The organism is Pedobacter sp. AK017, from assembly GCF_014200825.1.
Lineage (GTDB): Bacteria > Bacteroidota > Bacteroidia > Sphingobacteriales > Sphingobacteriaceae > Pedobacter > Pedobacter heparinus.
This window is the reverse complement of record NZ_JACHCW010000014.1, coordinates 91137-116713: the sequence shown is the minus strand read 5'-3', so window position 1 is coordinate 116713 and position 25577 is coordinate 91137. Positions and strand designations below refer to the sequence as shown.

At 42.5% G+C, this 25577-nt stretch carries 23 protein-coding genes; 4 read left to right on the top strand and 19 right to left on the bottom strand.

Translation table 11 applies throughout. The annotated features are described in order from the left end of the window. Positions 1-9 precede the first annotated feature (9 nt). The 8 genes from HDC92_RS19100 to HDC92_RS19065 all read right to left on the bottom strand — a co-directional run bounded on the left by HDC92_RS19100 (position 10) and on the right by HDC92_RS19065 (position 10839). On the bottom strand, positions 10-1236 hold the full coding sequence (locus tag HDC92_RS19100; RefSeq protein ID WP_183876691.1) for a cytochrome c oxidase subunit II: 1227 nt from the start codon (positions 1234-1236) through the stop codon (positions 10-12). A 68-nt stretch (positions 1237-1304) separates the two neighbouring features. Next, positions 1305-2519: a quinol:cytochrome C oxidoreductase gene (locus tag HDC92_RS19095; protein WP_183876690.1), complete on the bottom strand. Its 1215-nt coding sequence runs from the start codon at positions 2517-2519 to the stop codon at positions 1305-1307. A 15-nt stretch (positions 2520-2534) separates the two neighbouring features. Next, entirely contained in the window at positions 2535-3149 is a 615-nt protein-coding gene (locus HDC92_RS19090; protein ID WP_012780470.1) for a c-type cytochrome, read from the bottom strand. Beyond that, positions 3133-3669: a DUF3341 domain-containing protein gene (locus HDC92_RS19085; protein ID WP_012780469.1), complete on the bottom strand. Its 537-nt coding sequence runs from the start codon at positions 3667-3669 to the stop codon at positions 3133-3135. Before HDC92_RS19085 ends, HDC92_RS19090 begins: the two co-directional genes overlap by 17 nt. Positions 3670-3671: 2 nt before the next feature. Beyond that, positions 3672-5144, bottom strand: a complete 1473-nt coding sequence (gene nrfD, locus HDC92_RS19080) for an NrfD/PsrC family molybdoenzyme membrane anchor subunit (RefSeq protein WP_183876689.1) — start codon at positions 5142-5144, stop codon at positions 3672-3674. Between the two features lie 35 nt (positions 5145-5179). Further along, on the bottom strand, positions 5180-8260 hold the full coding sequence (locus HDC92_RS19075; RefSeq protein ID WP_183876688.1) for a TAT-variant-translocated molybdopterin oxidoreductase: 3081 nt from the start codon (positions 8258-8260) through the stop codon (positions 5180-5182). A gap of 46 nt (positions 8261-8306) precedes the next feature. After that, positions 8307-9605, bottom strand: coding sequence for a c-type cytochrome (locus HDC92_RS19070; RefSeq protein WP_036675085.1), 1299 nt, complete (start codon positions 9603-9605; stop codon positions 8307-8309). Positions 9606-9858: 253 nt separating this feature from the next. Continuing rightward, positions 9859-10839 carry a deoxyhypusine synthase family protein gene (locus HDC92_RS19065; protein ID WP_012780465.1) on the bottom strand — a complete coding sequence of 327 codons (981 nt, stop codon included), beginning with the start codon at positions 10837-10839 and terminating at the stop codon, positions 9859-9861. Between the two features lie 112 nt (positions 10840-10951). On the opposite strand from HDC92_RS19065, the gene HDC92_RS19060 reads away from it, so the two are divergent. Next, positions 10952-12082: a polymerase gene (locus HDC92_RS19060; RefSeq protein WP_183876687.1), complete on the top strand. Its 1131-nt coding sequence runs from the start codon at positions 10952-10954 to the stop codon at positions 12080-12082. Positions 12083-12105: 23 nt separating this feature from the next. Here HDC92_RS19060 and HDC92_RS19055 read toward each other — a convergent pair whose 3' ends face one another. After that, the gene (locus HDC92_RS19055; protein WP_255484596.1) at positions 12106-12906 is read right to left on the bottom strand and encodes an O-methyltransferase; all 801 of its coding nucleotides are present in this window, start codon (positions 12904-12906) and stop codon (positions 12106-12108) included. A gap of 17 nt (positions 12907-12923) precedes the next feature. Between HDC92_RS19055 and HDC92_RS19050 the strand changes: the two genes are divergently transcribed. Then, the gene (locus HDC92_RS19050; RefSeq protein WP_183876686.1) at positions 12924-13793 is read left to right on the top strand and encodes a transglutaminase-like domain-containing protein; all 870 of its coding nucleotides are present in this window, start codon (positions 12924-12926) and stop codon (positions 13791-13793) included. On the opposite strand, the gene HDC92_RS19045 is transcribed toward HDC92_RS19050, so the two are convergent. The 3 genes from HDC92_RS19045 to HDC92_RS19035 form a co-directional block, all read right to left on the bottom strand. Further along, on the bottom strand, positions 13788-14699 hold the full coding sequence (locus tag HDC92_RS19045; protein WP_012780461.1) for an alpha/beta hydrolase: 912 nt from the start codon (positions 14697-14699) through the stop codon (positions 13788-13790). The genes HDC92_RS19050 and HDC92_RS19045 overlap by 6 nt on opposite strands. 1 nt (position 14700) lies before the next feature. After that, positions 14701-15775, bottom strand: a protein-coding gene (gene prfB / locus HDC92_RS19040) for a peptide chain release factor 2 (protein WP_012780460.1) whose coding sequence is annotated in 2 segments (ribosomal slippage) — positions 14701-15714 and positions 15716-15775 — 1074 coding nt in all. Because the reading frame shifts where the segments join, the coding sequence is not laid out codon by codon here. A gap of 102 nt (positions 15776-15877) precedes the next feature. Then, on the bottom strand, positions 15878-16381 hold the full coding sequence (locus tag HDC92_RS19035) for a hypothetical protein (protein ID WP_012780459.1): 504 nt from the start codon (positions 16379-16381) through the stop codon (positions 15878-15880). A gap of 59 nt (positions 16382-16440) precedes the next feature. Here HDC92_RS19035 and pgi point away from each other — a divergent pair, with 59 nt between their 5' ends. Both pgi and HDC92_RS19025 read left to right on the top strand, forming a co-directional pair. Further along, on the top strand, positions 16441-18087 hold the full coding sequence (pgi, locus tag HDC92_RS19030; RefSeq protein ID WP_183876685.1) for a glucose-6-phosphate isomerase: 1647 nt from the start codon (positions 16441-16443) through the stop codon (positions 18085-18087). A 106-nt stretch (positions 18088-18193) separates the two neighbouring features. Next, a complete protein-coding gene (locus HDC92_RS19025) occupies positions 18194-18724 on the top strand; it encodes a DUF4251 domain-containing protein (RefSeq protein WP_183876684.1) in 531 nt (176 codons plus the stop codon). A 42-nt stretch (positions 18725-18766) separates the two neighbouring features. Here HDC92_RS19025 and HDC92_RS19020 read toward each other — a convergent pair whose 3' ends face one another. Genes HDC92_RS19020 through HDC92_RS18990 form a run of 7 tightly spaced genes read right to left on the bottom strand, consistent with a single transcriptional unit; the run spans position 18767 to position 25537 of the window. Then, positions 18767-19861 (bottom strand): glutaminyl-peptide cyclotransferase, encoded by a 1095-nt coding sequence (locus HDC92_RS19020; protein WP_183876683.1) that lies wholly within the window; start codon positions 19859-19861, stop codon positions 18767-18769. After that, positions 19842-20204 carry a YraN family protein gene (locus HDC92_RS19015; protein WP_183876682.1) on the bottom strand — a complete coding sequence of 121 codons (363 nt, stop codon included), beginning with the start codon at positions 20202-20204 and terminating at the stop codon, positions 19842-19844. Before HDC92_RS19015 ends, HDC92_RS19020 begins: the two co-directional genes overlap by 20 nt. Further along, the gene (gene dnaG, locus HDC92_RS19010) at positions 20205-22187 is read right to left on the bottom strand and encodes a DNA primase (protein ID WP_183876681.1); all 1983 of its coding nucleotides are present in this window, start codon (positions 22185-22187) and stop codon (positions 20205-20207) included. 50 nt (positions 22188-22237) lie between these two features. After that, positions 22238-22900: an SGNH/GDSL hydrolase family protein gene (locus HDC92_RS19005; protein ID WP_183876680.1), complete on the bottom strand. Its 663-nt coding sequence runs from the start codon at positions 22898-22900 to the stop codon at positions 22238-22240. Positions 22901-22941: 41 nt separating this feature from the next. Further along, a complete protein-coding gene (locus tag HDC92_RS19000) occupies positions 22942-23889 on the bottom strand; it encodes a hypothetical protein (RefSeq protein WP_012780452.1) in 948 nt (315 codons plus the stop codon). A gap of 14 nt (positions 23890-23903) precedes the next feature. Then, positions 23904-25091 carry a M20 family metallopeptidase gene (locus tag HDC92_RS18995; RefSeq protein ID WP_183876679.1) on the bottom strand — a complete coding sequence of 396 codons (1188 nt, stop codon included), beginning with the start codon at positions 25089-25091 and terminating at the stop codon, positions 23904-23906. Beyond that, the gene (locus HDC92_RS18990; protein WP_238326526.1) at positions 25088-25537 is read right to left on the bottom strand and encodes an SPOR domain-containing protein; all 450 of its coding nucleotides are present in this window, start codon (positions 25535-25537) and stop codon (positions 25088-25090) included. The genes HDC92_RS18995 and HDC92_RS18990 overlap by 4 nt, the downstream gene beginning before the upstream one ends. Between the last annotated feature and the right edge of the window lie 40 nt (positions 25538-25577).

Below are 25577 nucleotides of genomic sequence, written 5' to 3'. Positions count from 1 at the left end.
CCAGTATTATTAATTTTTTAAAGCTAATTGATTGGTTTTAACTGCAGATGTATCCTTTGCTGCTGTATCTGCCGGTGCAGTAACAGGTACTGCTACGGGCAGGTTAAATTCTTTCCTCAAATCGTCAGTTAAATAAGCAGGTTGTTTTTTCACCCATGCCTCATATTCAGCCATAGAAACCACCTTAACTTCCTTTTGCATTTTATAGTGACCATCACCACAAATCTTGTTACATAAGAACAAATATTTGAAAGTCGGGTCATTGGTCTTAGCCTTCATTTCTTCTGTAGTAATGGTTGGCGTAAACTCAAAATATGAGGTCATACCCGGAACAGTGTTCAACTGAACCCTGAAATGCGGCATGTAAAAACTGTGGATCACGTCCTTACTCGTCAGGATTAAACGAACTGGTTTATTCACAGGAATTACCATTTCATCGGCCGACTGATCATCAAGGTTGTTCTTATCTTTAAAGTCAATACCCAATGCATTGATAGAATTGATCAGCTTGTAGTTCTTTAAACCAACAATTCCATCTGCTCCCGGATAACGGATCGCCCATGCAAACTGTGAAGAAGTAATCTCAATACTGATGGGCTTGTTGTTCGGATCTTCAATCTTATAAAAGATTGATCTCCAGGTAAGGAAACCCATCAATACCAGTACTGTTAATACCAGTGCAGGAATAATTGTCCATACACGTTCTAAAGTATTGTTGTGTGGATAATAGTAAGCTTTTCTTTTACCACTGTGTTTGTAGATATAAGCAAAACCAAATAAAAGAATATGTGTAGCGATAAAAACGATGGTGGTAAGGATCAGCGTAATGTTAAACATCTGATCAATCTTCTCACCATGTTCTGATGCTGCATCAGGGAGGATCATGTTGCCATGAACCGTATATTCCCAATATACACCATATAAACCTACAATCAGGAACAATGCAAAAAGTACTCCGTTAACTGCATTCCAGTTGATGCCTTTAGGTTTATCCTGAGCCGCTCTGGTCAACTCATATACCTTTAATGCCTTTCCGATAATAGCTATGAATAAACATAGCAGCAGGAAGGCCATGGCATAAAATATTGCCGATTTATAAACCGGTCCCATATCTACGGGCTTCTTAGCGGTCTCAGCAGCTGCAGCCTGGGCAAATGCGCTGGTATTTGCAAATGCAGTCATGATTACTGCCAGTGCCGCTATTGTTTTGTTACTTATAAATTTTCTTAAACTCATTTCCTTAAAAGTAGTAACGATGTACTTCTATTTATACTATTATTTATTATACGCTATAAAGCCGCCTGCTACAAGTGATGATTTAAACTCTCTTGTAAAAACGGATGGTTCTTTGCAATCAATGGTTTCTTACTCAACGCATTTAAAACAGTAAAAGTAAACAAACCTACAAAACCTATTGCAGTACCCACTTCTATTATACCAAACCCATGGTGTTCTTCCACTGTTCCTGGCATAATCATCTGATAATAATCAACCCAGTGACCGCATAAAACAACTATCGATACGGTAAGTAAAATATTCTCCTGTCTTTTATTGTCCCTATCCATCAACAGCAATACAGGCGCTAAAAAGTTCAGGATCAGGTTCAGGTAAAACCAGAACTCATAGTGCTCAAACCTTTTGTAAAAATACACAGTCTCTTCAGGCATGTTGGCATAGTAAATCAACAGGAACTGTGCAAACCATACATAGGTCCAGAAAATAGAGAAACCGAATATAAACTGTCCTAAATTGTGCAGGTGACTGTTGTTTACCCAGCTCATATAACCTGCTTTTCTCAACAGGATGATAATGATCGCTATGGTAGCCAGACTGCTTACCCACATGGCAGCAAAATTGTACCAGCCAAACATGGTCGAGAACCAGTGTGCCTCTAAAGACATTACGGTATCAAAAGCAAATATTGGTGTAGTAAATCCATAAATTACCAGGAAAATACATGAATATTTGAAGCTTTTTCTGTAAGAATTCAAACCGCCTTCCAGATCTTCGTTTGCAGATAACTTGGATAGCAACATGGCAAATATCGAATAAACCCCCAGGAAGATCACCTGGCGCGCCATAAAGAAAGGCACGTTTAAGAAAGCCGACTTACCGTCAATCAGTTTATCATAGTTCGGACTATTGACATCTGTTAATCCATCAGCATGCCAGTGATGGTACAAATTATGTGTATATAAACCTAAGCCCATTACCACCAATAAGATGATTACGGCTATAGGTAAAACTCTGGCCATGGCCTGAGGTACACGTAGTATAGAAGCAGACCAACCCGCCTGTGCTACAAATTGAACAGCCAGGAAAAATGCTCCCGACATGCATACACATGCAAAGTAATAAGCCATCAGCAACAAGTTGGCAAAAGTACGCTCATGAAGCGCCTCTGCCGAAAAACCATAACCTATAGCTGCTATACCTATTACAATAGCAACGATGCTTAAAGTTTTGGCTTTACCTGTAAACTCAAACTGCTCAGTTAAATTATAATTGTGAGTTCCCATTTATATTGTGCTTTTCTATTGTATTTTTTGTAATTGTTGAACATACATCACTACTTTCCACCTTTCTTCAGGAGATAGCTGAGAGGCATGTGATCCCATATTATTTAAACCATACTCAATTGTATGATAAATTTTTCCTGCTGTTAAATCTTTCATCAGACCGCCACGTGAAGAAGCTGCATCACCATGATAAGAAGGAACACCATTGAACTTTTCAATTTTAACCAGGTGACCTTGTCCATCGCCCTGCTCACCATGACATGGAGAACAAAATACTTTGAAATAGTGTTTACCTGATTCCAGATTTGCTGCTGTCGCAGGAAGAGGATTAACCAGATTGGCTCCGGCCGCTTCATAACCTTCCTTGGTATTCGGGTAGTCATCATACCGATCAAACCCTACCGGAGTAGTATTTGCCGGTGGCGTCTGGGCAGTCTGACCTTTAAAACTTTTTAAATAGTCATTCGTAGTAGAAACTGGCTGGTCCGGATTAAGCGCAATCGGATCATACATGTTTCTGGCGTATTCTAAACCTGTACTTCTTTTATCCTTACATGCTGTGAACATAACAGCACCTGCAAGAATACAAAATGAGGCTAAAACTACTTTATTCTTATTCATAGCTAACATACTTCCTTTCATTATGCTTTACTTCCAAAGCACCCGCTTGCTTTAATAAATCATCTATCTTACTGTGCTCGGTATTTTCTTTTGCATCAATCGCAATGATGAACCTGTCATCAGTTGCCCTTAAATCCATCACCCTCGGTGCTCTTCCAGGAAATAAATGTGTGGATGCGTAGTAAGAGCCTACCAAACCAAAAGCACAAAATAATATGGTTAGCTCAAATGTAATCGGAATAAAATCCGGCAGGGCAAAATGTGGCTTACCACCAATATTGATCGGCCAGTCGTAAGCAGCTGCAAAATATACAAACGTAAGCATGGTACAGGTTCCTGTTATTCCAAAAAAGAATGCAGCAATATCTAACCTTGAACGTTTAACCCCTAATTTAGCTTCTATGCCGTGTATAGGCATTGGTGTATAAACATCATGTATCTTAATGTTGTTTTCCTGCAGCTTTTCGATGCCATGCATCATTTCATCAGGATCACCAAAACTGCCTAAAATATATTTGATATTATTCATTGTTATATTTTTGCGTATTCTTCTTGTTTAACACTATCAAATTTTTCTAAAGATTCCACGTATTCCGATACATGTTCTTTATCTAAATGTCCACCTTTAATCTGCTCCAGTTTAGCCTGCTCACTTGCACTCTTCAGCAGCAATTTAACCTCTGCAATTGCAATTGAAGGTAAAACACGCAGGAACAATAAGAACAAGGTAAAGAATACTCCTATCGATCCTACAAAGACACTCACATCTACCCACGACGGATAGAACATGGCCCAGCTTGAAGGGATATAATCACGGTGTAATGAAGTCACGATAATTACAAAACGCTCAAACCACATACCGATGTTTACTACAATAGACAAAATCCAGGTAGCCGGGATGCTGGTACGGATCTTTTTAAACCATAACAACTGCGGAGAGATCACGTTACAGGTCATCATCATCCAGTATGCCCACCAGTAAGGACCGGTCGAACGGTTGATGAATGCATATTGTTCATATTCTGAACCTGAATACCAGGCAATAAAGAACTCTGTTAAATAAGCCACACCTACAATAGATCCCGTTAAGATGATGATCTTGTTCATCGACTCAATGTGGAACATGGTGATGTAGTTCTCCAGGCCCAATACTTTACGTGCTACCAGTAACAGCGTCAGTACCATAGCAAATCCGGAGAAGATCGCCCCGGCCACAAAATATGGAGGGAAGATCGTAGTATGCCATCCCGGGATTACCGAGGTTGCAAAGTCCATCGATACAATCGTGTGTACCGAAAGTACCAGTGGTGTAGAAATACCGGCCAGAATCAAAGATACAGCCTCAAAGCGTTGCCATGTCTTTACGTTTCCTGCCCATCCAAATGACAATATAGAATAAACTTTTCTCTTTACGCCTGTTGCACGGTCACGGATCGTCGCGATATCAGGCAGTAAACCTGTATACCAGAACAACAGTGATACCGAGAAGTAAGTAGAGATCGCAAACATATCCCAAACGAGCGGAGAGTTAAAGTTAACCCATAATGAACCGAACTGATTTGGTAATGGCAATACCCAGTAAGCCAGCCATGGCCTTCCCATGTGGGAAACTACATAGGTTGCGGCACAAATAACGGCGAAGATCGTCATCGCCTCTGCCGAACGGTTAATGGAGTTACGCCAGTTCTGACGGAAAAGCAACAGTACCGCAGAGATCAGCGTTCCTGCGTGACCAATACCTACCCACCATACGAAGCCGGTAATGTCCCATGCCCATCCAACTGTTTTATTTAATCCCCAGGCACCTATACCAAACCAGAAGGTATAGCTCACAGCTACCACCCATAGTAAGGCTCCGCAAAGTGCTACGGTAAATCCTATCCACCATGCCCTGTTTGGCGTGTTCTCAACCGGCATTAAAATATCATCCGTAATCTTTGCATACGTGATATCCTTGCCGGTGATTAATGGTTCTCTTAATATTGATTCGTTATGTCCTGACATAATTTATATTTCTTTTAATATCAGCTTACGCGCTCTCACGCTTGTACTGTTGTATCTGTATTTCTAATTTTCGTCATATAACCGATTCCCGGCTGAACGTTGATCTCCTCTAAAACATAGTAAATGCGCTCACTACGTAATGCTTTGGAAACTTCCGATTCCGGATCATTGGAATCACCAAATATGATGGCATTTGCCGAACAAGCCTGCTGACATGCCATTTTGATATCACCATCTTTCAACGGACGTTTTTCAATTTTGGCCTGCAGTTTACCAGCCTGGATACGCTGGATACACATCGAACATTTTTCCATCACACCTCTTGAACGCGTAGTTACATCAGGGTTAAGCACCAGCTGTGTAAATTCATTGTTCAGGTAATTGTCAAAACGTGAATCGTTCCAGTAGTTGAACCAGTTGAAACGACGTACTTTATATGGACAGTTGTTTGCACAGTAACGGGTACCTACGCAACGGTTATAAGCCATGTGGTTCAAACCATCCGATGAGTGTACCGTTGCCAGTACCGGACAAACTGTTTCACATGGTGCATGGTCGCAATGCTGACAAAGCATCGGCTGATGTACAACAGAAACATTGTTCATCTGGTTCTCGTCCAGGTGCGCAATCTCTTTTTCTTTAGTTACGGCATTAATACCATTACCATGACCAGGTGCTGCATGCTCCGCATGGGCATCACCTTCCTGGTTGAAGCTGTAGTAACGGTCAATACGGATCCAGTGCATTTCCCTGCGTCTGCGTACTTCGTCTTTACCTACAACCGGAATGTTATTTTCTACGTTACAGGCAACAATACAAGAACCACAACCTGTACAAGCATTCAGATCGATTGCCATCACCCAGTTGTTGCCTGGTTTCTCGTATTTATCCCATAAATCGTAAGTTTTATGCTTAGCGTGGTCATTACCTGAACCAGCTGCCGGATTCTTTTTATATTCTGCAAATGTAGCCTCGCGGATTACATTCCTGCCTTCAAAAGAATAGTGCGTTTGTGTTTGTGCAAGCTCTTCTCTTCTTCCCGTTCCCGAAAGCTCTACCGAGGTCGTGTACTTTGAAGTCCCGTTAACCAGGCTTACAAACGGGAAAGCATTTTTTCCAACGTTATCACCAGCCTTACCCACCTTAGTACGTCCATAGCCTAAAGCAATAGATGCAGTACCCATAGCTTGTCCGGGCTGGATCAGCACAGGCAATTCAATTGTATAACCATTTTCGCCTTTTACAGCAACAATGTCAAACTCTTTATAACCCAGCTTTTCAGCATATTTAGGTGCCAGGGCAATGTAATTGTCCCAGGTTACTTTAGAAACCGGATCTGGCAATTCCTGTAAAAATGCATTATTTGCATGTTTACCGTCACGCATCGGGATACTTTCGTATACCTGTAACTCTACTTTGTTCTTAGCCAGTGCCTTACTGTTATTTACGATAGCTGCAGCGGCTGCATCAAGCGATAAACCTACGCTATAAGCACCTGCAGGTTTCTCTGCAGCAGCAAACACACCTGCTTGCAATACCTCTTTCCATCCTTTACCAAAAGTAGGCAGTATGTTTTTTTCCCAGTTATTGCGTACATATTGATAGTATTCTTTAACAGGGGCATCAGACCAGGTTAACAAGCTTTCTTCTGCCTGGCGCGAGTTAAATACCGGGTTAATTGTAGGCTGTACGATAGAATAGTATCCTTCGTATATATTGGCATCACCCCATGCTTCCAGGTAATTATGATTGATCGCAATCACATCACATAAAGTTGAAGTCTCATCTTTACGGTCAGAGAAAGATACTTTTAAAGCAACCTTAGCCAAAGCCTCAGTAAACGCTTTGCTATTTGCTACATCATAAACAGGATTGCTGTCCAGGAAAAATACCGCAGCAATCTCGCCCTTATTCATTTCATTAATGAACTCAGCAAATTCGGCATCATTACCTGCATAACGCTTATTCGGATTATCCAGATCGATAGTGGTACCGTAGCTGCCGATTGCCGAATTGATCGCATTTACCAGAATCTGGGTAGATATATCATTCGAACCGGAAACAACCAGTGCTTTTCCTTTATTTTGTAGTAATTCTTTCGCAACTAATTTAAGCGCCTTATCGGCAGTAACATTGTTAGGAAGCGCTGCTCCTGCTAAATTACTCCCTGTAATTGCATTGTATAAGGTAATCAGTGCAGGTCCCTCTTCCGATAATTTTACCGGAACCCTGGTATCTGCATTGGTACCTGTCAAGCTCATCCCTGCCTCAAACTGGAAGTGGCGCGACATTTTACCGTTTTTCAACGAAGTATGGTTCCTGTTGGATACATACTGGGCCGTAAATTCCTCTCCACTGATCCAGGTACCTAAAAAGTCTGCCCCAAAACTTACGATCAGATCAGCTTTATCAAATTTATATTTTGGAACAACTGCTTTACCAAAAGTACTTTCATTCGCTTTAATGATACCTGTATAAGAAACTGCATCGTACTGTACATGTTTCGTATTCGGATAAGCAGCAGCAAAATCAGCAATAACAGCCTTGGTAGACGGACTGTTTACAGAAGAAGAAACAATCCTGATCTTTTTACCCGAAGCCTGTGCTTTATTTAATTCTCCTTTTACAAACTCATCTACTTTTGCCCAGGTAGTTTCGTTCTCTTTTAATAAAGGCGATTTTAGTTTAGATACATCATACAGATCCAGTACAGAAGCCTGTGCCTGTGCATCAGTTCCACAGTTAAATACACCTGCATTAGGATTTGCCTCTATTTTAATAGGTCTTCCTTCCCTGGTTTTTACCAGTACAGGCTGCCCGTTAAAACTTGACACATAATAATTAGGGATACCCGGCACAACCTCTTCAGGTTTAATCACATAAGGAATTGCCTTATGAACAGGGGCGGTCTGACAAGCTGCAAGTGTTACCGCACCTAACCCAAAGCCTAAAGCCTTTAAAAAGTCGCGGCGTGGAGTTACTGTACTTAACCCTGCTTCATTTAAAACATCTTCTATTGGAAGGGGCTCAGCAAATTCGTTTTTGTTGTTTTCAACAAAATCCGGAGTGTTGTTATACTCTTCTAAGCCTTTCCAGTATTTTTTATTGCTTTCCATTTAAGCTATATTACTGTTATCGAACGTTCTTTGTTATTAAACTCTATTAATAGTGGCACTTACCACACTCTAATCCACCTAACAATGCAGGCGTAATTTTTTCCCCTTTTTTGATTTTCTCATGGGCTTCAATCACTTTGGTATAGAAAGCATTGTCTTTACCCGAGATCTCAGCATCTTTATGGCAGTTGATACACCATTTCATCGTCAGCGGAGAATACTGGTAAATCTCTTCCATCGTGTCAACCGGTCCGTGACAAGCAAAACATACCGGCTCATTTGGCTGTAAACCTTTTTCTTTTCTGATCGCTTCCTCACCAACCACAACGTGTTGTGAGTGGTTGAAATAAGCAAAGTCAGGCAAGTTGTGTACACGAACCCACTCTACTGGTTTTTCTTTCGATTTGTCGTAAGTCAGTGTACTTGGGTCATAACCAATAGCTGTATAGATCTTTTGGATCTCAGGAGAGATCTCCCCGTTATATTTTTCAGTAGCCTGTACTGATTTGTGACAGTTCATACAAACATTCACCGAAGGAATTGTTGCATTCTTAGATTTAAATGCACCTGCGTGACAATACTGACAGTCAATCTGGTTCACCCCGGCATGCAGCTCATGAGAGAACTTGATCGGCTGAACCGGCTGGTACCCGGTATGCACACCGGTATTCCACATCCCCATCCATCCAAATGAACCTAAGGCAATAACAATGCACAGGATAAAGAACAAAATGAATTTTTTGTTTTTAAACAACCTGCGGACACCCACGCTGAAGGAAACATTGTCTTCTTCAACAATTTCAACACCTTGTTTCTGAAGAATTAAACGCTCCAGCATTTTCACTGCACGGCCTAAAACAACCAATACGGCTATAGAGATCAGGATAATTAAAGCAATACCTGCAATAGAGAAGTTAGAAACCTCATCGGAACCCGCACTGGCCTTAGCTGCATTTGGATCTTCTGCTTTTTTAGGCTCGCCCGCTTTTGCATAGGCAATCACACTTTTGATCTGCTCATCAGTCAAAGTTGGGAAAGTGGTCATTTCTGCCGGAGAGAACTTCGCAGCCTCAATCGCAGTTTTATCACCAGCGTCAACCAGGGCTTTCCAGTTCCTGATCCATTTAATGGCAAAGGCTTCATCCAGCTCATTCAGCTTAGGTGTTAAAGCAGGGCCTGTACTGTTGCGGTCTAATTGGTGACAAGAAGCACATTTATCTTTAAATATTTTTCTTCCCTCCACTACATCTTGCGCTTGTGTTGCAGAAACGATTAAAACAGATAGAGCCGTAAACATGAACGCCGACTTCCAAACTCTTCTAATGATCAATGAGATATCCCTCATAATGAGTATTTTATGCTATTTTTTAAAAAACTTTATAAACGTAATTGATGTTTAAACTTGAGTCCTTCACCAAAACGTCCACAAAAGTAAAATTTATTAACGTACCAATGACAAAGAAATGACAGTAAATACAATTTATAATCAATCTAAATAATGTCATTTTAATGCTTTAAACAAAGAAAATCACCAATTTTTTATAAAAATTAGTGACCTTCTCCCGGCAACATCTTTCCGCCTGATTTGTTATTTTAAATTACATTTTTAATATCCATGCAAATATCAGTGGTGCCACTATTGTAGCATCCGATTCTACAATAAATTTAGGGGTGTGGATGTCCAGCTTACCCCAGGTAATCTTCTCGTTCGGCACTGCTCCTGAATAAGATCCATAAGAAGTAGTCGAATCCGAGATCTGGCAGAAATAACTCCAGAAAGGAATGTTCTCCATTTCCATATCCTGATAAAGCATAGGCACAACACAGATCGGAAAATCACCTGCTATACCACCACCAATCTGAAAAAAGCCTATTCCTTTACCCGCACTGTTCGCAATATACCAGTTGGCCAGCCAGCCCATATATTCAATACCACTTTTCATTGTGGTCGCCTTAATTTCCCCTTTCATGGTGTACGAAGCAAAAATATTCCCCATCGTCGAATCTTCCCAACCCGGTACTACAATAGGCAGGTTTTTTTCTGCTGCAGCCAGCATCCATGAATTTTTAGGATCAATTTCATAATATTGCTCCAGGTCGCCGCTCAACAACATTTTATACATAAACTCATGGGGAAAGTACCGTTCACCGGCAGCATCTGCATCTTTCCAGATCTTATAAATGTGTTTTTGTAGCCTGCGGAAAGCTTCTTCTTCAGGAATACAGGTATCCGTAACCCGGTTGTAATGGTTTTCCAACAGGTCCCACTCGTCCTGCGGACTCAGGTCGCGGTAATTCGGCACGCGCTTATAATGTGAATGTGCAACAAGGTTCATGATGTCCTCTTCAAGGTTGGCCCCGGTGCATGAAATGATCGAAACTTTATCCTGACGGATCATTTCTGCCAGCGAAATACCCAGCTCCGCCGTGCTCATCGCCCCTGCAAGAGTAATCATCATTTTACCACCCTCATCCAAATGTGTTTCATATCCTTTTGCTGCATCCATCATGGCTGCCGCATTAAAATGGAGATAATTGCGCTCCATAAACTGAGATATCGGTCCTCTTGTTGTACTCATCTTGATCTAATTTTGTAGCCGCAAAAATAGATAAATATTATTATTTAAAGCCATTTGGCCTTAAAGTTGATAAAGACACCGGTAATTAAATCCTTTCCCCTATTTTAGGCCGATGAAGAAACTTTCAATTTGTACCCTTTTTGTACTGATCACTGCAAATGCATTCGCACAAAAAAAACTGATAGAACGTTATTTATCCAATAAAACAGACTCTTCAAGAAGGCCCAGCTTTATGCCTGTACCAATTTTCAGGTACAGCCAGGAAATAGGTGTTGAATTTGGTGCCGGCCTCCTTTACTCTACTTATTTAGACAGAAAGGACCTCAGCAATCGCAGCTCCAATTTCTCAGGTGTAGTGTCAGCATCTACCAAAGGCCAATATAATGTATCCTTAAAAGGCGATATCTGGACCAAAAATAATACACATCATTACATTTCAGAAATCCGCTTCAAACAGATGCCCTTTAATTTTTATGGCATAGGTAACGAAACAGATGAAGCAAATAAAGACAGGCTGGTACAGGGTTTTGTAAAGGTGGTTCTGGAAGCCGAAAAAAGGTTTTGGCCGGCAATGTATACCGGCTTTTCCCTCGGCTTTGAAAATTATCATTTTACCGATAAAGAGGTCGGCGGTATATTTACCACCGATCAGGCTATCCTGCATAAAACAGGCGGCTCTGTAGTTTATGCAGGCATTTCCCAAACCTATGATACCAGGAATTCTAACAATTACACCACAAAAGGGATGATGGCAAAAGTTTCTTTTCAATACGCACCGGATTTTTGGGGCAAAGAAAATTTTACCGGCAGCCTCATTAAAGCTAATGTCCGCAGTTTCTGGTCGCTCTCCCCAAAATTTGTGATCGGTGTAAACGGACTTTTTCATACCATCCAGGGTAAAAACACGCCTTTCTACTTATTGCCACAAATGGGCAACGACGAAATGATGCGGGGTTATTATACCGGCCGTTACCGCGACAGGAACCTCCTGGCCGCACAGGCCGAACTCAGGTACCGGTACAACAACCGCTTTGGTGCAGTAGTTTTTGGTGGCGGCGGACAGGTATTTGAAAACGGGGGTTTCGAAGTCAGAAACTTTAAACCTTCCTATGGTGCAGGTGGCCGCTATTTCTTTGACCCCGAAAAAGGCCTTAGTGTGCGCCTTGATTATGGAATCGGTGAGAAACGCCCTAACGAAAAACGCCAGACCGGATTTTACATCAGCCTGGCAGAGGCCTTTTAAGGCTTCGTCCGGATAGCTGCATTTTAAAACTTAATTTTAAAATGCTCTTTAACCTGGCCCTTCCTAAAGTAAACCAATCCTATCCAAAACAAATCTATAGTTACTGTAACATCGGGATGGTTTTTTATCTCTTCCCAGGCTTCCTTCATACCCTTGCTCCAATAGATGTCGTCAAAGATAAGCAACGAACCTTCATGAACTTTAGGCAAACACCAGCTGAAATAATTTAATGTAGCCTCTTTTCTATGGTTGCCGTCTATGTAAACGAAATCCAGCTTTTGCTGCCCGGCAATTACACCTGGCAGTAAAGTATCAAAATTCCCTACCTGCAGTTCTACATTATCCAGTCCCAGTTCCTGAAAATTACGATAGGCTACTTTAGCTGTCTCCGGGCAACCTTCAATCGTGATCAGCGCTGCATCGGGACAAGCCCTACTTAAATATGCAGTGGTTATACCCAGGCAGGTACCCAATTCTATAACGCTGGCAGGCTTAACGTCTTTAGCCAAACGATAGATCAGCTGGGCCAGCCGCGGACGCTTCAATGCATTTTTAGCAATCTGTTTTACCTTCTTCGTCCTGTTCTTGTTCAGATGGGAACCCGCCCCCAAATCGGTCACTGTGATCAATGAACCGTCATTGAAAAGTTTTTTTCGCTGCGCTTCAATACTTTTGTAATCAGTTTTGGACTTAAAATCGTAAATTACCTCATCAGTAAGTTTGTATACAAATGGGGAATGGGTACCATGTCTGCTTTTGGCAGTAAAACGGTGCTTTAAATAATCACTGATAAAATTAAAAACCATAGCCGCAAAAATAGGCATTCAAATTTGCATGTTTAATGGAAAATAGTAAAGAAATAAGCGCACTGGTCAAATTACTGGATGATCCTGATCTGGAAATTTACGAGCATGTTGAAAAACGCCTGCTGGAGTATGGAACCGAGGTAGTCGATTATTTGGAAAACGAATGGGAACATTCTTTAGATACCCTCCTACAGGAACGCATAGAAAACATTGTACACAAAATCCAGTTTCGCAGTGTAAAAGAAGACCTTAACCTATGGTACCAGAGCGGGGCTTTCGATCTTTTACAGGGTGCAATGGTCATTAACCGCTACCAGTATCCTGATCTGGACGATCAAAAAGTTATTCTGCAGATAGAAGAGATCAAAAGGGAAATCTGGCTGGGCCTCCAATATGAAATGAGTTCAATTGAAAAGATCAAACTTATTAACCATGTGTTTTACAGTGTATATGGCTTCAGCGGAAATACCAAAAACCATCACGACCCTCAAAACTCCTATATCAGCCAGGTACTCGAAAGCAAAAAAGGCAACCAGATCTCGCTGGCTATTATTTATGCCACACTTGCCCAAAAACTCGACATCCCGGTTTATGGTGTAAACCTGCCCCAACACTTTATATTGGGTTATATCGACGAAAGCAAACGCGAAGAACATGAATTTGGCGTGCTTTTTTATATCAATGCCTTTAATAAGGGTGCCATTTTTGGCAAGCATGATGTAGACCAGTTCCTGCGTCAGCTTAATCTTGAGCCCTTGCCCGGCTTTTACGCCCCCTGCAGCAATGTAGAGATCATCAGGCGGATTATACGCAACCTGGTATCTGCCTACGAAAACCTTGGTTCTGCAGAAAAAGTAGAAGAATTAAAACAACTGCAGAATATCCTGAGCAGCGATAACCTATAAAAACTTATTGCCCCGCATCCAGTTTTCAAGGGTTTTAAACCAATCTTCTGCCGTAGTCTTGTTGTTCAGGCCAAAACCATGTCCGCCTGCCTGATAAATATGCATTTCCGCTTTTACATTGGCCTTCACCAAAGCCTGGTTAAACAAAATGCTGTTCTGCACCGGAACCGTCTTATCGTCGTTGGCATGGATTAAAAATGTAGGCGGGGTTTCTGCATTTACATATTTGTCATTAGAAAAATACTCACGCAGCTTCGCATCAGTACCTGCCAGGTTCTGGGCAGAACCTTTATGCTCCGATTCTGTAAATGAAATTACCGGATATATTAAAACAGAAAAGTCCGGACGTAAGCTCAACCCTTCTTTATTTTCAATTTTCAGGTCTTTATAATGTACCGTTAAGCTCGAGGCCAGGTGCCCACCTGCCGAAAAGCCCATAACGCCTATCTTCGCCGGGTTAATCCCCCATTTTGCAGCATCCTTCCTTACATGGTATATCGCCTGCTCTACATCCTGCAAAGGTCCAACAGAGCGGTCAGTCATAATCTCATCGCTTGGCAAACGGTATTTCAGCACAAAAGCCGTTACGCCAATTGCCGCAAACCGTTCTGCAACCGGATAACCCTCATGGCCTATGGCCAGTCCCGAATATCCACCACCCGGACAAATAATCACCGCCGTGCCATTTGCTTTTTCTTTAGCCGCCCGGTATACCGTAAGCGTAGGTACCGAAACTTTTGTAATGCTTGCGCCCCGCCCTTCACGCATTACCGTAGTTTCCTGGTAAGTAGCAGGTGTAGGTTTTGCACCAGGAACAGCGCCCGGATAAACTGGTAATACTTCCTGGGCCATCAGGCTTCCGGCCGACATCAATACTGTCATGAATAATCCACTTAAATATTTCATTTTAAAATTCCATTAAATATGCTTTCAAAAAGTCGTTCAGCTCCCCGTCCAAAACTGCCTGAGGATTGGAAGACTGGAAATTTGTCCGGTGATCTTTTACCCTCCTGTCATCCAGCACATAGCTCCTGATCTGCGATCCCCATTCTATTTTCTTCTTATTTCCCTCTATTAACGCTGTCGCTTCCATCCGCTTACGCATTTCCGCTTCGTAAAGCTGCGATTTCAATAAACGGATAGCATTTTCCTTGTTTTGTAACTGTGACCTGGACTCCTGGTTTTTTATGATGATCCCCGATGGCTTATGGTACAGCCGTACAGCAGTCTCCACTTTGTTTACGTTCTGTCCACCTGCCCCACCAGACCTGAAGGTCTCAAACTCAATCTCCGAGTCTTTCACTTCTATTTCTATCGTATCATCCACTAAAGGATAAACATACACCGAAGCAAAAGAAGTATGTCTCCTGGCATTCGAATCAAATGGGGAAATCCTCACCAGCCGGTGTACACCATTCTCTCCTTTTAAATAGCCATAGGCAAAATCGCCCGAAAACTGTAGCGTAACCGATTTGACACCGGCAATCTCACCTTCCTGGTAATCCTGTTCCGTAATTTTATAGCCGTTCTTTTCGCCCCACATCATGTACATCCGCATCAGCATGTAAGCCCAGTCGCAACTCTCCGTTCCGCCTGCTCCGGCAGTGATCTGCATCACCGCAGGCAACTGGTCCTCCTTGCTCTTCAGCATATTTTTGAGCTCCAGATCTTCTATCGCTTTCAAACAAGCATCGTACTGTTCCTGCATTTCCTCCTCCGTTGCGTCTCCGCTCTGCAAAAAGTCAAAAAGCACCAGTGTATCCTCCAGCAAACTGTTTGCCTGCTGCCAGGCATCAGTCCATACCTTTTTTGAATTGATTTCTGCTATATGCTGCTCCGCCTTTTTCGGGTCATCCCAAAAATTTGGCTGCAGGGTAAGCTCCTGCTCAATACGTATATCTTCTAATCGGTTCTCGACGTCAAAGGTACCTCCTCAGCGACGCTACTCTGTCCCTTAAATCCTGAATTTGTTCTTTTGTCATAAGCACAAACTTAATTATTTTATACAAGTATCCATAAGTACAAAATACAAAAGGCCACTTAATAACATTAAATAGCCTTTTTAAAAAAAATATGCTGTTACCCTAGCTAAAAAGTCCCTTTAATTTATCAATAATACCATCATCCTTACCATCTCCGTTTACATCTGTCTTTTCTGTAAACATTCTGGTCACATCCGAAAGGTCAAATTTCCCATCCGGCCCTGAGACCTTCGAAATTACATCCTGGATATTGAAAGAACTATCGCCCGGATCATTTGTCTTGTTCACAAATTTACCTACAATTGAAGGAATAACAGATGCGGCTATGCTTTTTGCTGTATCCATATTGATGCCCATTGCAGCCAGTTTATCAGAAAAGCCAGATGTAGCCTCCTGGGCAACAGCACTCCCCTCTGCATTCCCCCCCTTAAATGCATCCACCAAACTGCCAATATTCCCTGAAGATAATTGTTGTTTAAGTGCATCAATTATGGACCCCGAAGCTGCACTGATAGCGGCTTCATTTTGTTCGTCAGGCACTGCACTATTGTTCACAATAGCGTCCTGAACGTTTTCTTTTACGAGTTGATTTAAATTTTCTAACATAGGTGTTTTTTTAAAGGTTTTACTATCTTGTATCGCTGAATAAATATAACATTATTATTATGCTTCCTACAATAAATTTTACCGAAACCACTGCGTATAAATACCTTGCCGATCACTTCATCGACATCAATAAAAAAAACCTGAAAGAACTTTTTGCTGAAGATGAATCCCGCTTTGAGAAGTTTTCTCTTTTATTTGAGGAGATCCTTGTCGATTATTCCAAAAACAGGATTGATGACACCACCCTTGCGCTGCTCATCCAGCTGGCCCGCGAATGTAAACTTGATGAAGCCATTAAGGCCATGTTCAGCGGTGAAGAGATCAACCAGACAGAAGGCCGGCCGGTACTCCACATTGCTTTGCGCAATCAGCGCAACAAAGAGATCCTGGTAAATGGCAAAGATGTGATGCCTGAAGTCTATGCTGTGCTCGATAAAATGGAAAAATTCAGCAACCAGATTATTTCAGGTAGCTGGAAAGGATATACCGGAAAGGCCATTACCGATGTGGTCAATATTGGCATAGGCGGTTCAGACCTTGGGCCGGTAATGGTTACAGAAGCACTGCGCGCCTACAAGAACCACCTGAACATGCATTTCGTTTCCAATATCGACGGCACTCACATTGCAGAAACACTTAAAAAGGTTGATCCGGAAACTACATTGTTCCTCATCGCCTCCAAAACTTTTACTACCCAGGAAACCATGACCAATGCCAATACAGCGCGCGACTGGTTTCTGGCAAATGGTGCTAAAAAAGAAGACATTGCCAAACACTTCGCCGCCTTATCTACCAACGCCAAAGACGTTTCTGCTTTCGGTATCGACACCGATAACATGTTTGAGTTTTGGGACTGGGTAGGCGGCAGGTACTCTTTATGGAGCGCCATCGGACTCCCTATCGCACTGAGTGTGGGTTACGACAATTTTAAACAGCTCCTGGCAGGTGCGCATGCAGCCGATGAACATTTCGAAAATGCTGAATTCGAGATCAACATTCCTGTTATACTGGCTTTAATAGGGATATGGTACATCAATTTCTTTGATGCAGAAACCCAGGCCATTTTGCCTTACGACCAGTATATGCACCGCTTTGCGGCTTATTTCCAGCAGGGCGATATGGAAAGCAATGGCAAACATGTAGACCGTAACGGTCATGATGTGACCTACGAAACAGGTCCGGTCATCTGGGGCGAACCCGGCACCAACGGCCAGCATGCATTTTACCAGCTCATCCACCAGGGTACCCGAATTATCCCATGCGACTTTATTGCACCGGCACAAAGCTTAAACCCCATTGGCAACCACCATCCAATTCTTTTATCCAATTTCTTCGCACAAACCGAAGCTTTAATGAATGGTAAAACCAAGGAGGAAGTTGTTGCAGAGCTTAAAAAAGAAGGTAAAACAGCCGAAGAAATTGAAAAACTGGCTCCCTTTAAAGTGTTTGAAGGAAACAGGCCAACCAACTCTATTCTGCTGAAAAAGGTTACACCTTTTAGTCTGGGTAGCCTCATTGCCCTATACGAACACAAGATATTTGTACAGGGTATCATCTGGAATATCTTTAGCTTCGACCAGTGGGGTGTAGAATTGGGCAAACAACTGGCCAAGAGCATATTGCCTGAACTGGACAATGATAATGAAGTAGCCTCACATGATGGCTCAACAAACGGACTGATCAATCAATATAAAAGCTGGAGGTAAAGAAATTATCCCTTGATTTTCTTATCTTTAGGTATGTTGTTTATGGAAAACAGCTGATGTTCGCATCATAACATTAAAATAGTTAAAAAACTAAAATGATACGCTGATGAAAACAATTAAAAACATGCTGGCATTTGCCGCCCTACTGATTACAACGCAGCTATATGCACAAACCGATAAGGAAACAACGATTAAGATCATCAATGCGCAGCACTATGTATTTAACGCAAGTTCTGCCATGCCAATGGCCAATGCCGATGTGAACAGGGTAATGAGCAGAATGCCCGGCGGAAATGGCTCGGGGATGATACAGCTTACCGGCTCACAATACCAGCTGGTTGTAACCAAAGACAGTATAGAAGCTTACCTGCCTTACTATGGCAGAGCTTATACCGCATCCATGAACCCCGACGATTCGGGCATTAAATTTAAATCCAAAGATTTTAAATATAAGGCCGACAAGAAGAAAAAAGGATCCTGGGTCATTACCATTACTCCAAAAGACGCTAAAGACACACAGTCAGTGGTCCTGAATGTCTCCCAGAACGGTTATGCAACCCTGAGCGTAAACAGCAACAACAGGCAGCCCATATCTTTTAACGGCTACCTTACTGAGCCTAAAGAGAAAAAGAAATAGGTATAAAAAAAGCCTTGCCGGTTGGCAAGGCTTTTTTTATACCTATTTCTTAGGAACAAGCTTCACCTCAAACAGATGTGGCCATTTTTTCCCCGTCACAAACAAACGTTTACCTGCCTTGTCCCAGGCAATTCCGTTCAGCACATTGTTCCCCCGCTCTTCATCGGTTTTAAAATAATCTGCAGGCAGCAGACCTGAAAAATCAATCTGTTTTTCAATTACTCCTGATTCAGGATCAATCACTACAATGATATTCTTGGTATACACGTTCGCATAGATCTTACCATCTATGTATTCCAGCTCGTTCAACGAATCTACAGGGCCATTGTTGTCATAAACTTCTATCGAACGTTCTTCCTTATAGGTATCTTTATTCAGGAACCAGAGTCTATTCGTGCCATCTGATTTGATCAGCTGAATTCCATCAAAACACAAGCCCCACCCCTCCATGCTGGACTGATAAGGGAAAGTAGACAATTGTTTAAATGATTTTGCATCAAATATCAAACCCAGCTTATTTTGCCAGGTCAGCATGACCACTTTATCCCCAACCAGACTCGAGCCTTCACCAAAGTACTGGTCTTCCAGTTTGATCTGCTGTAATACTTTTCCTGATGCAACATCAACCCAGCGTAAGGTCGAATGCTGCTCCTGACCTGTACTTTCCAGAAACCGGCCATTATGATATTCCAGGCCCTGGGTATAGGCCGAAGTATCATGCGGCAAGGTCTTTACCACCTGGTAGCCATACAGTTCAGGCTTCAGGGCCGATTTAAGTTCTATATTAATCGTCAGCGTATCTTTTTTACTGCCATTGTCCACTACTGCTGTAATCAGCTTGTAGCCTAATGAAAGCCCCTTGGTATTTACAGAAACCGCTTCGCCATTGGGCTTTGTGGCCACTGCTTTGCCGTCCAGCAAATAGGTAGCAGAGGTGATAGTTGTCCCTTCAGGAACATCCAGTCCAATCTTTACGTCCTCGCCAAGTCCGAACGACTGGCCCTGCTCAGGAAATTTAAACGCAATTCCCGGTACAGTTGCGCTGTCCTTACAGGCGATCACAAACAATAAACTAAACAGCAAACAAAACGGCAGTGCCGCCCTGCCTATGGTATTTTTAACTTGGCCAAAATGCATCTTCTATATGATTAATTTTATAAATGTCTTTATTTTCAAAAACAATTGCAATAATATCAAAACGAATCTCTCCCTGATGGTTCCTCATTTCAATATAAGCTGATGAAGCAAACTCCAGCTGCCGTTCCTTCTTATAACTTACAAATTCTTCAGGCTGGCCATAATCTGTAGAGCTCCGGGTCTTTACTTCTACAAAAATGAGCTTTCCTTCCTGATCTGCAATCACATCTACCTCCGCTCTGGCACATTTCCAGTTTCTGTTTAAAATATGGTAACCCAGGTTTTCCAGGTATTCAACGGCAATTTGTTCTCCACGCCAGCCCAGGTCGTTATGTGTAGCCATCTATTTTAAAATTGTGATGCCCAGGTGCTTGGAAATCTCACGCTCAACGCCCTTCATCAATACAAACCTTTGCATCAGGATTTCCAGGTTCACCGGATCTGTTTCTATTTTTATTTCTTTGGAAATTGCCGAAAGGATACCGGCAATTTTCGTTTTTTTCAGGTGAAACAAGCCGCCCAAAATCGTTGCCTTCAGGTTTACGGTCTCGTCCCTTACATAAATGTTATGCTTATTTTCCCAGTTCTCACTTAATATATAAGGGGATGTGGATAGTGTAATCGCCAGTTCAGCAATATTACGGTCCGGACTTTTGATAAACTGGCTGGCAACAGGCAAATGCCCGTTCTCGATTTCTTCCCTGTAATTCTCTATGATGCCGCTGCAAAGCTGGTCTTCAAATACCACGTCTGTCAGGTTCTGTATAATGAACGAACCAATGTACATATTGTCTATGCCGTCCCAGTTTACCAGTTCATGTCCATAAGCCAGCAGCAGTCGAACGATTTCCTGTTCCTGAATGAGATCATTGCTTGCTGCAGTTTCCGGACCCGGATCTTCATAAGGGCCCGGATTTTCAAAAAGATTATCAGGTGGCCCCTCTGCATGCTGCTGTGCCTGCTGGTGCTGCTGAAAAGATTGTGATTGCGGACTTGAGCTGCCTCCTGAAGCTTTCTTAAGCTTTGCCGCTCTCATTTTATTGAGCTCTGAAAGCAAGATCCTTTCTTCAACCTGCAATAAGCTACTGCATTCACGTATAAATACAGCGGCCTTAATGTCATCTGGTATCTTCGCAATACTCTCTATAATGTCCCTGATAATCCCAGCCCTTTTTATGGGGTCGGTACCGGCTTCTTTCAGTAAAATCGTAGCTTTATATAAAATAAAGTCCCTGCGGTTACCTTCTATATACTGCTTAAATTCTCCGGAGCCTACATGGTGCATGTACGAGTCCGGATCGTGCCCATCCGGAAAAAGTACCACTTTCACGTTCAGCCCCTCTTCCAGGATCATATCCAGTCCGCGCAGCGAAGCTTTGATGCCGGCAGCATCCCCATCATACAAAATCGTTACATTTTCTGTAAACCGTCCGATCAGCCGGATCTGTTCCGTGGTTAAAGAAGTACCGGAAGAAGCCACCACATTCTCAATTCCTGCCTGGTGCACGGCCAGCACATCTGCATAACCTTCTACCAGATAGCAGTTATCCTGATCCCTGATCGCTTTTTTGGCATGGTACAAACCATAAAGCACGTTGGACTTATGGTAAATGTCACTCTCCGGAGAGTTTACATATTTAGGAACATTTTTATCCGTCTTTAATGTCCTTCCACCAAAACCGATTACCCTGCCGGTAAAGTTGTGGATCGGAAACATCACACGCCCTCTGAAACGGTCGTACAACTTACCCTTATCATTCCTGATCGCAAGCCCGGTTTTTTCCAGGTATTCTTCTTTATGCCCGGCGCCTACTGCATTCTGGATCAGCGCATCCCATACATCGGGCGAGTAACCCAGCTGAAATTTCTTTAGGATATCTTCCCTGAAGCCCCGCTCCTTAAAATAACTTAAGCCTATGGCACGGCCATCATTGCCGGTCCAAAGTTCGTTCGCAAAATAACCAGCCGCGTATTCTGATACAATGTACAGACTTTCACGGGCATTCTGGGCCTCAATGTTCTGGGGCGACTGTACCGTCTCCTCAACTTCAATATTGTACTTCTGGGCCAGGTATTTCAGTGCTTCCGGATAGGAATACTTCTCATGGTCCATAATAAAATGGACCGCATCTCCACCCTTACCACAACCGAAACACTTATAAATCCCTTTAGTTACCGAAACATTAAAAGATGGGGTTTTCTCATTGTGGAACGGACAATTCCCGATTAAACTGGTACCCCTCTTTTTTAACGCAACAAAATCGCCCACCACCTCTTCAATCCTGGCGGTGTCCATTATCTTGTTTATGGTATCCTGGTTAATCATTTCTACTTTTCCCTATCCTGCTTTACCTTGCCTTCAGCAATTTTAATTTATTATTTTATAAGTGGCAGCAAAGTGTCTGCCAGTGTACGGTTGCCTTTTTCATTTAAATGCACCCCATCTGTTGTTAAAATGCCTTTCTCTGCATTTTCCGGATTGTTTTCCTGGTCATAACCTGTAAATATTTTCCTCAGATCAGCCATTGGCAGGTTGTTTTTAGCTGCCAGCTCCCTTATTGCACAAGCATATTTATCTAGTTCCGCATCCATTTCGTTGGCCCCTGCTTTTTTCTCTCCAATTACCGCTGGCGTACAAAGCACAACTTTTATTCCCTTAGCCTGCATCTTATTGATCAGGGCCTGGTAAAACTGAATGAACTTTGGATAGTCAGTTCCCGTTCTATGCTGCAGCTTATGCCATACATCGTTTACCCCTATATAGATCACCACCAGGTCTGGTTTTTTATTCAACACGTCCTCTTCCATCCTCAGGTACAGGTCGTACACCTTATTTCCGCCAATGCCCGCTCCAATTACTTCGTACTTTGCCGGGTCCAGATCCTTTTTTATCAGATCAACGTAGCCACCGGGCTTCACACCTGCCTGAGTAATGGAATCCCCAAAAAAGATCACCTTTTTGGGTTTGTAATTCATGGCAGAAAACAGCAGTACCATCACCAGAACCGGCAGCAGCAATAACAATTTAATTCTTTTCATCCTATTTGTATGTTTGTATTTAGCACAACTAAGTTAAAAAATTACCTGCCCTTTCCAAGTGTATAGTCTTTCTGTACAATCAGGAAGCTTGCCCGTTCTTCTTTCTTAAAGGGATAGTCCCAGTTGCCCTGATAAGCAATTTTGGTAGGCAGCTTATCTTCCCCAAAATAGCTGGTCTCAATATTCATCTGCACATCAAAATCGAACAGCATATTGCTGTATTTCATATCCACATACCGGCCCAGGATCTCAAAATTACGTTTGTCAAAAATGGTGGTCAGCTCTTTGATCATCAGGCCATCTTTGGTGCTGTTACTCAGATCCTTCTTCAGGGTAACTTTAAAACGGTAAACAGGTATCGAGTCCAGGTAAGTACCACTATGATAAGTATAATCGTAATACTGGCGCATATTGGCTGTAAATATCTGGGTTTTGCTGCCAATAAAGGGCAGGCCTTTAATCGGCCTTCCCGGCGCAAAAATCAAGGTTTTCAGTTTATCCTTATAACTCTCATTTTTATCACCGGCTTTTCCTTCGCCCATCTCCGGTTCTGCTACAAAGTCGGTTTGATAAGCGTTCATAAAAATGTAATCAAACATTTCAATGGTATACAGCTGGTATTTGCCATTCTTTTTATACACCTTTCCCGTATCCTGTCTGGCCAGAAATACCATTTTATCGGGCCCTTCGCCATTGTGTCTGATCTTGCGGTAAATACGGCCCTCTACCTTATTTTTTTTATCGTAGGTATAAATACGGTTTTCAGCAATAAAGTTATAGCGTTTCATGTTCCTGAAAGCCTGATAAAAACTTTTATCTGTAATGATCGCATTGATAAAGGTCTCCACACCAAATTTCTGCGTAGTAATATTTACTGCCGAATCTAGCTGGATGGTCCTGATCGTATCGGGATTAAAACGTGGGATCTCTTGCGTAAAGCCCTTCAAAAAGGGCCCCATAAACAGGATCAGCAAGAGTATTTTCTTCATAGCAACGATTTAAATTAATTGCCCAGTTGTTTCAGGGCTACATAAGCCATCAGACCAGTAGATACCTTCAGTGCATCCTCGTCTATATCAAAATTCGGCGTATGCACCGAATAACAGGTATCCTTTTCTTTGTTCCCTGTACCCAAACGGTAAAAGCAGGCATCTGTAACCTGCGAATAATAGGCAAAATCCTCTGCCGCCATCCAGATGTCCAGGTCAAGTACATTCTCTTTGCCCAGGTAATCTTCTGCAAAAGCGCGCGTATTGGCCGTTACCTTTTCTTCATTGATCAGGTAGGGGTAGCCATCCATAATGGTAAACTCACAGCTCCCGCCCATGCTTTCCGCAATACCTTCAGCCATCTTTTTCATCAGGCGCTTCGCTTCCTTGCGCCAGTCCTCATTCAATGTCCTGAAAGTCCCTTCCAGTTTTACCTCATTCGGGATGATGTTCGTTGCCCCATTGGCAATTACCTTCCCAAAGGAAAGTACCGAAGGCAAACGTGGATCTGCATTTCTGCTTACAATCTGCTGCAAAGCCACAATAATATGCGAAGCGATCAGTACAGGATCTATATTCTGATGTGGCTGCGCACCATGTCCGCCTTTGCCTCGTACCGTTACATACAGCTCATCTGTAGAGGCCATATAAATGCCCGAACGGAAACCTACCTTACCGGCATCAATCAGTGGCATCACATGCTGGCCGATAATATGCTGCGGCTTAGGGTTTTCCAACACGCCCTCCTTGATCATAATGCTTGCACCACCCGGTAAAATCTCTTCAGCAGGCTGGAAGATCAGTTTTACTGTACCCCCAAATTCCGACTTTAACTGATTTAAAATATGCGCCGTTCCCAGCAAAGAAGAGGTGTGCACATCATGTCCGCAGGCATGCATCACACCTGCGTTCTTAGACGCATAAGGTTTATCGTTTGCCTCCGTTATCGGCAATGCATCCATATCAGCACGCAGGGCAATGATCTTATCCGAAGCCAGTTCACCTTTGATCAACCCCACAACCCCCGTATCAGCCATTTCTGTAAATGGAATGCCCCAGTCCGTCAAAATGCCTTTCACAAAAGCTGAAGTCTGGTATTCTTTAAAAGAAAGTTCCGGATTGGCATGTAAATGCTGGCGGTAGCCAACAACCTGTTCAAATATATTACCTGAAAGTGCCTGTATCTTGTCTTTGGTTATCATTGATGTGGTTCTAAATTAGGTGCATTGATCTTTTCCCTGAAAATAAATAAAGTAGGGTACATGGGTTTCAGCTCGTTCATAAAGTGCTGGGCCTCCAACCGTGTTCTAAAATCGCCCACCCGTAAATAATAATTGGGTTGCTTATATGTAATGTAGGTATTGTATTCCGGAAAATCTGAATTGAACCTGCTCTGTTCATTAAAAACTTCCCGTCTGTCAGATCCGTAAAAAACCTGCACCCGGTAGCCCATTTGCGAAACAATGGCAGTTCCCACTTTTCCCGTACTTGCTGCCGGTGTGGCAACGGCCGCTTTTGTATTGAGTTCAATACGTTTGGCAATTAAACTGTCTATCATAGGGTCTTTAACTACTGCAACAACACCCTTTGTCTGGGCAAATACCGCAACAGAAAAACAACACAACAGGCCAGTAAATAATTTCTTCATGAGGATAAAAAAAGAATGCCGAATTTTTTTTACAAAACTC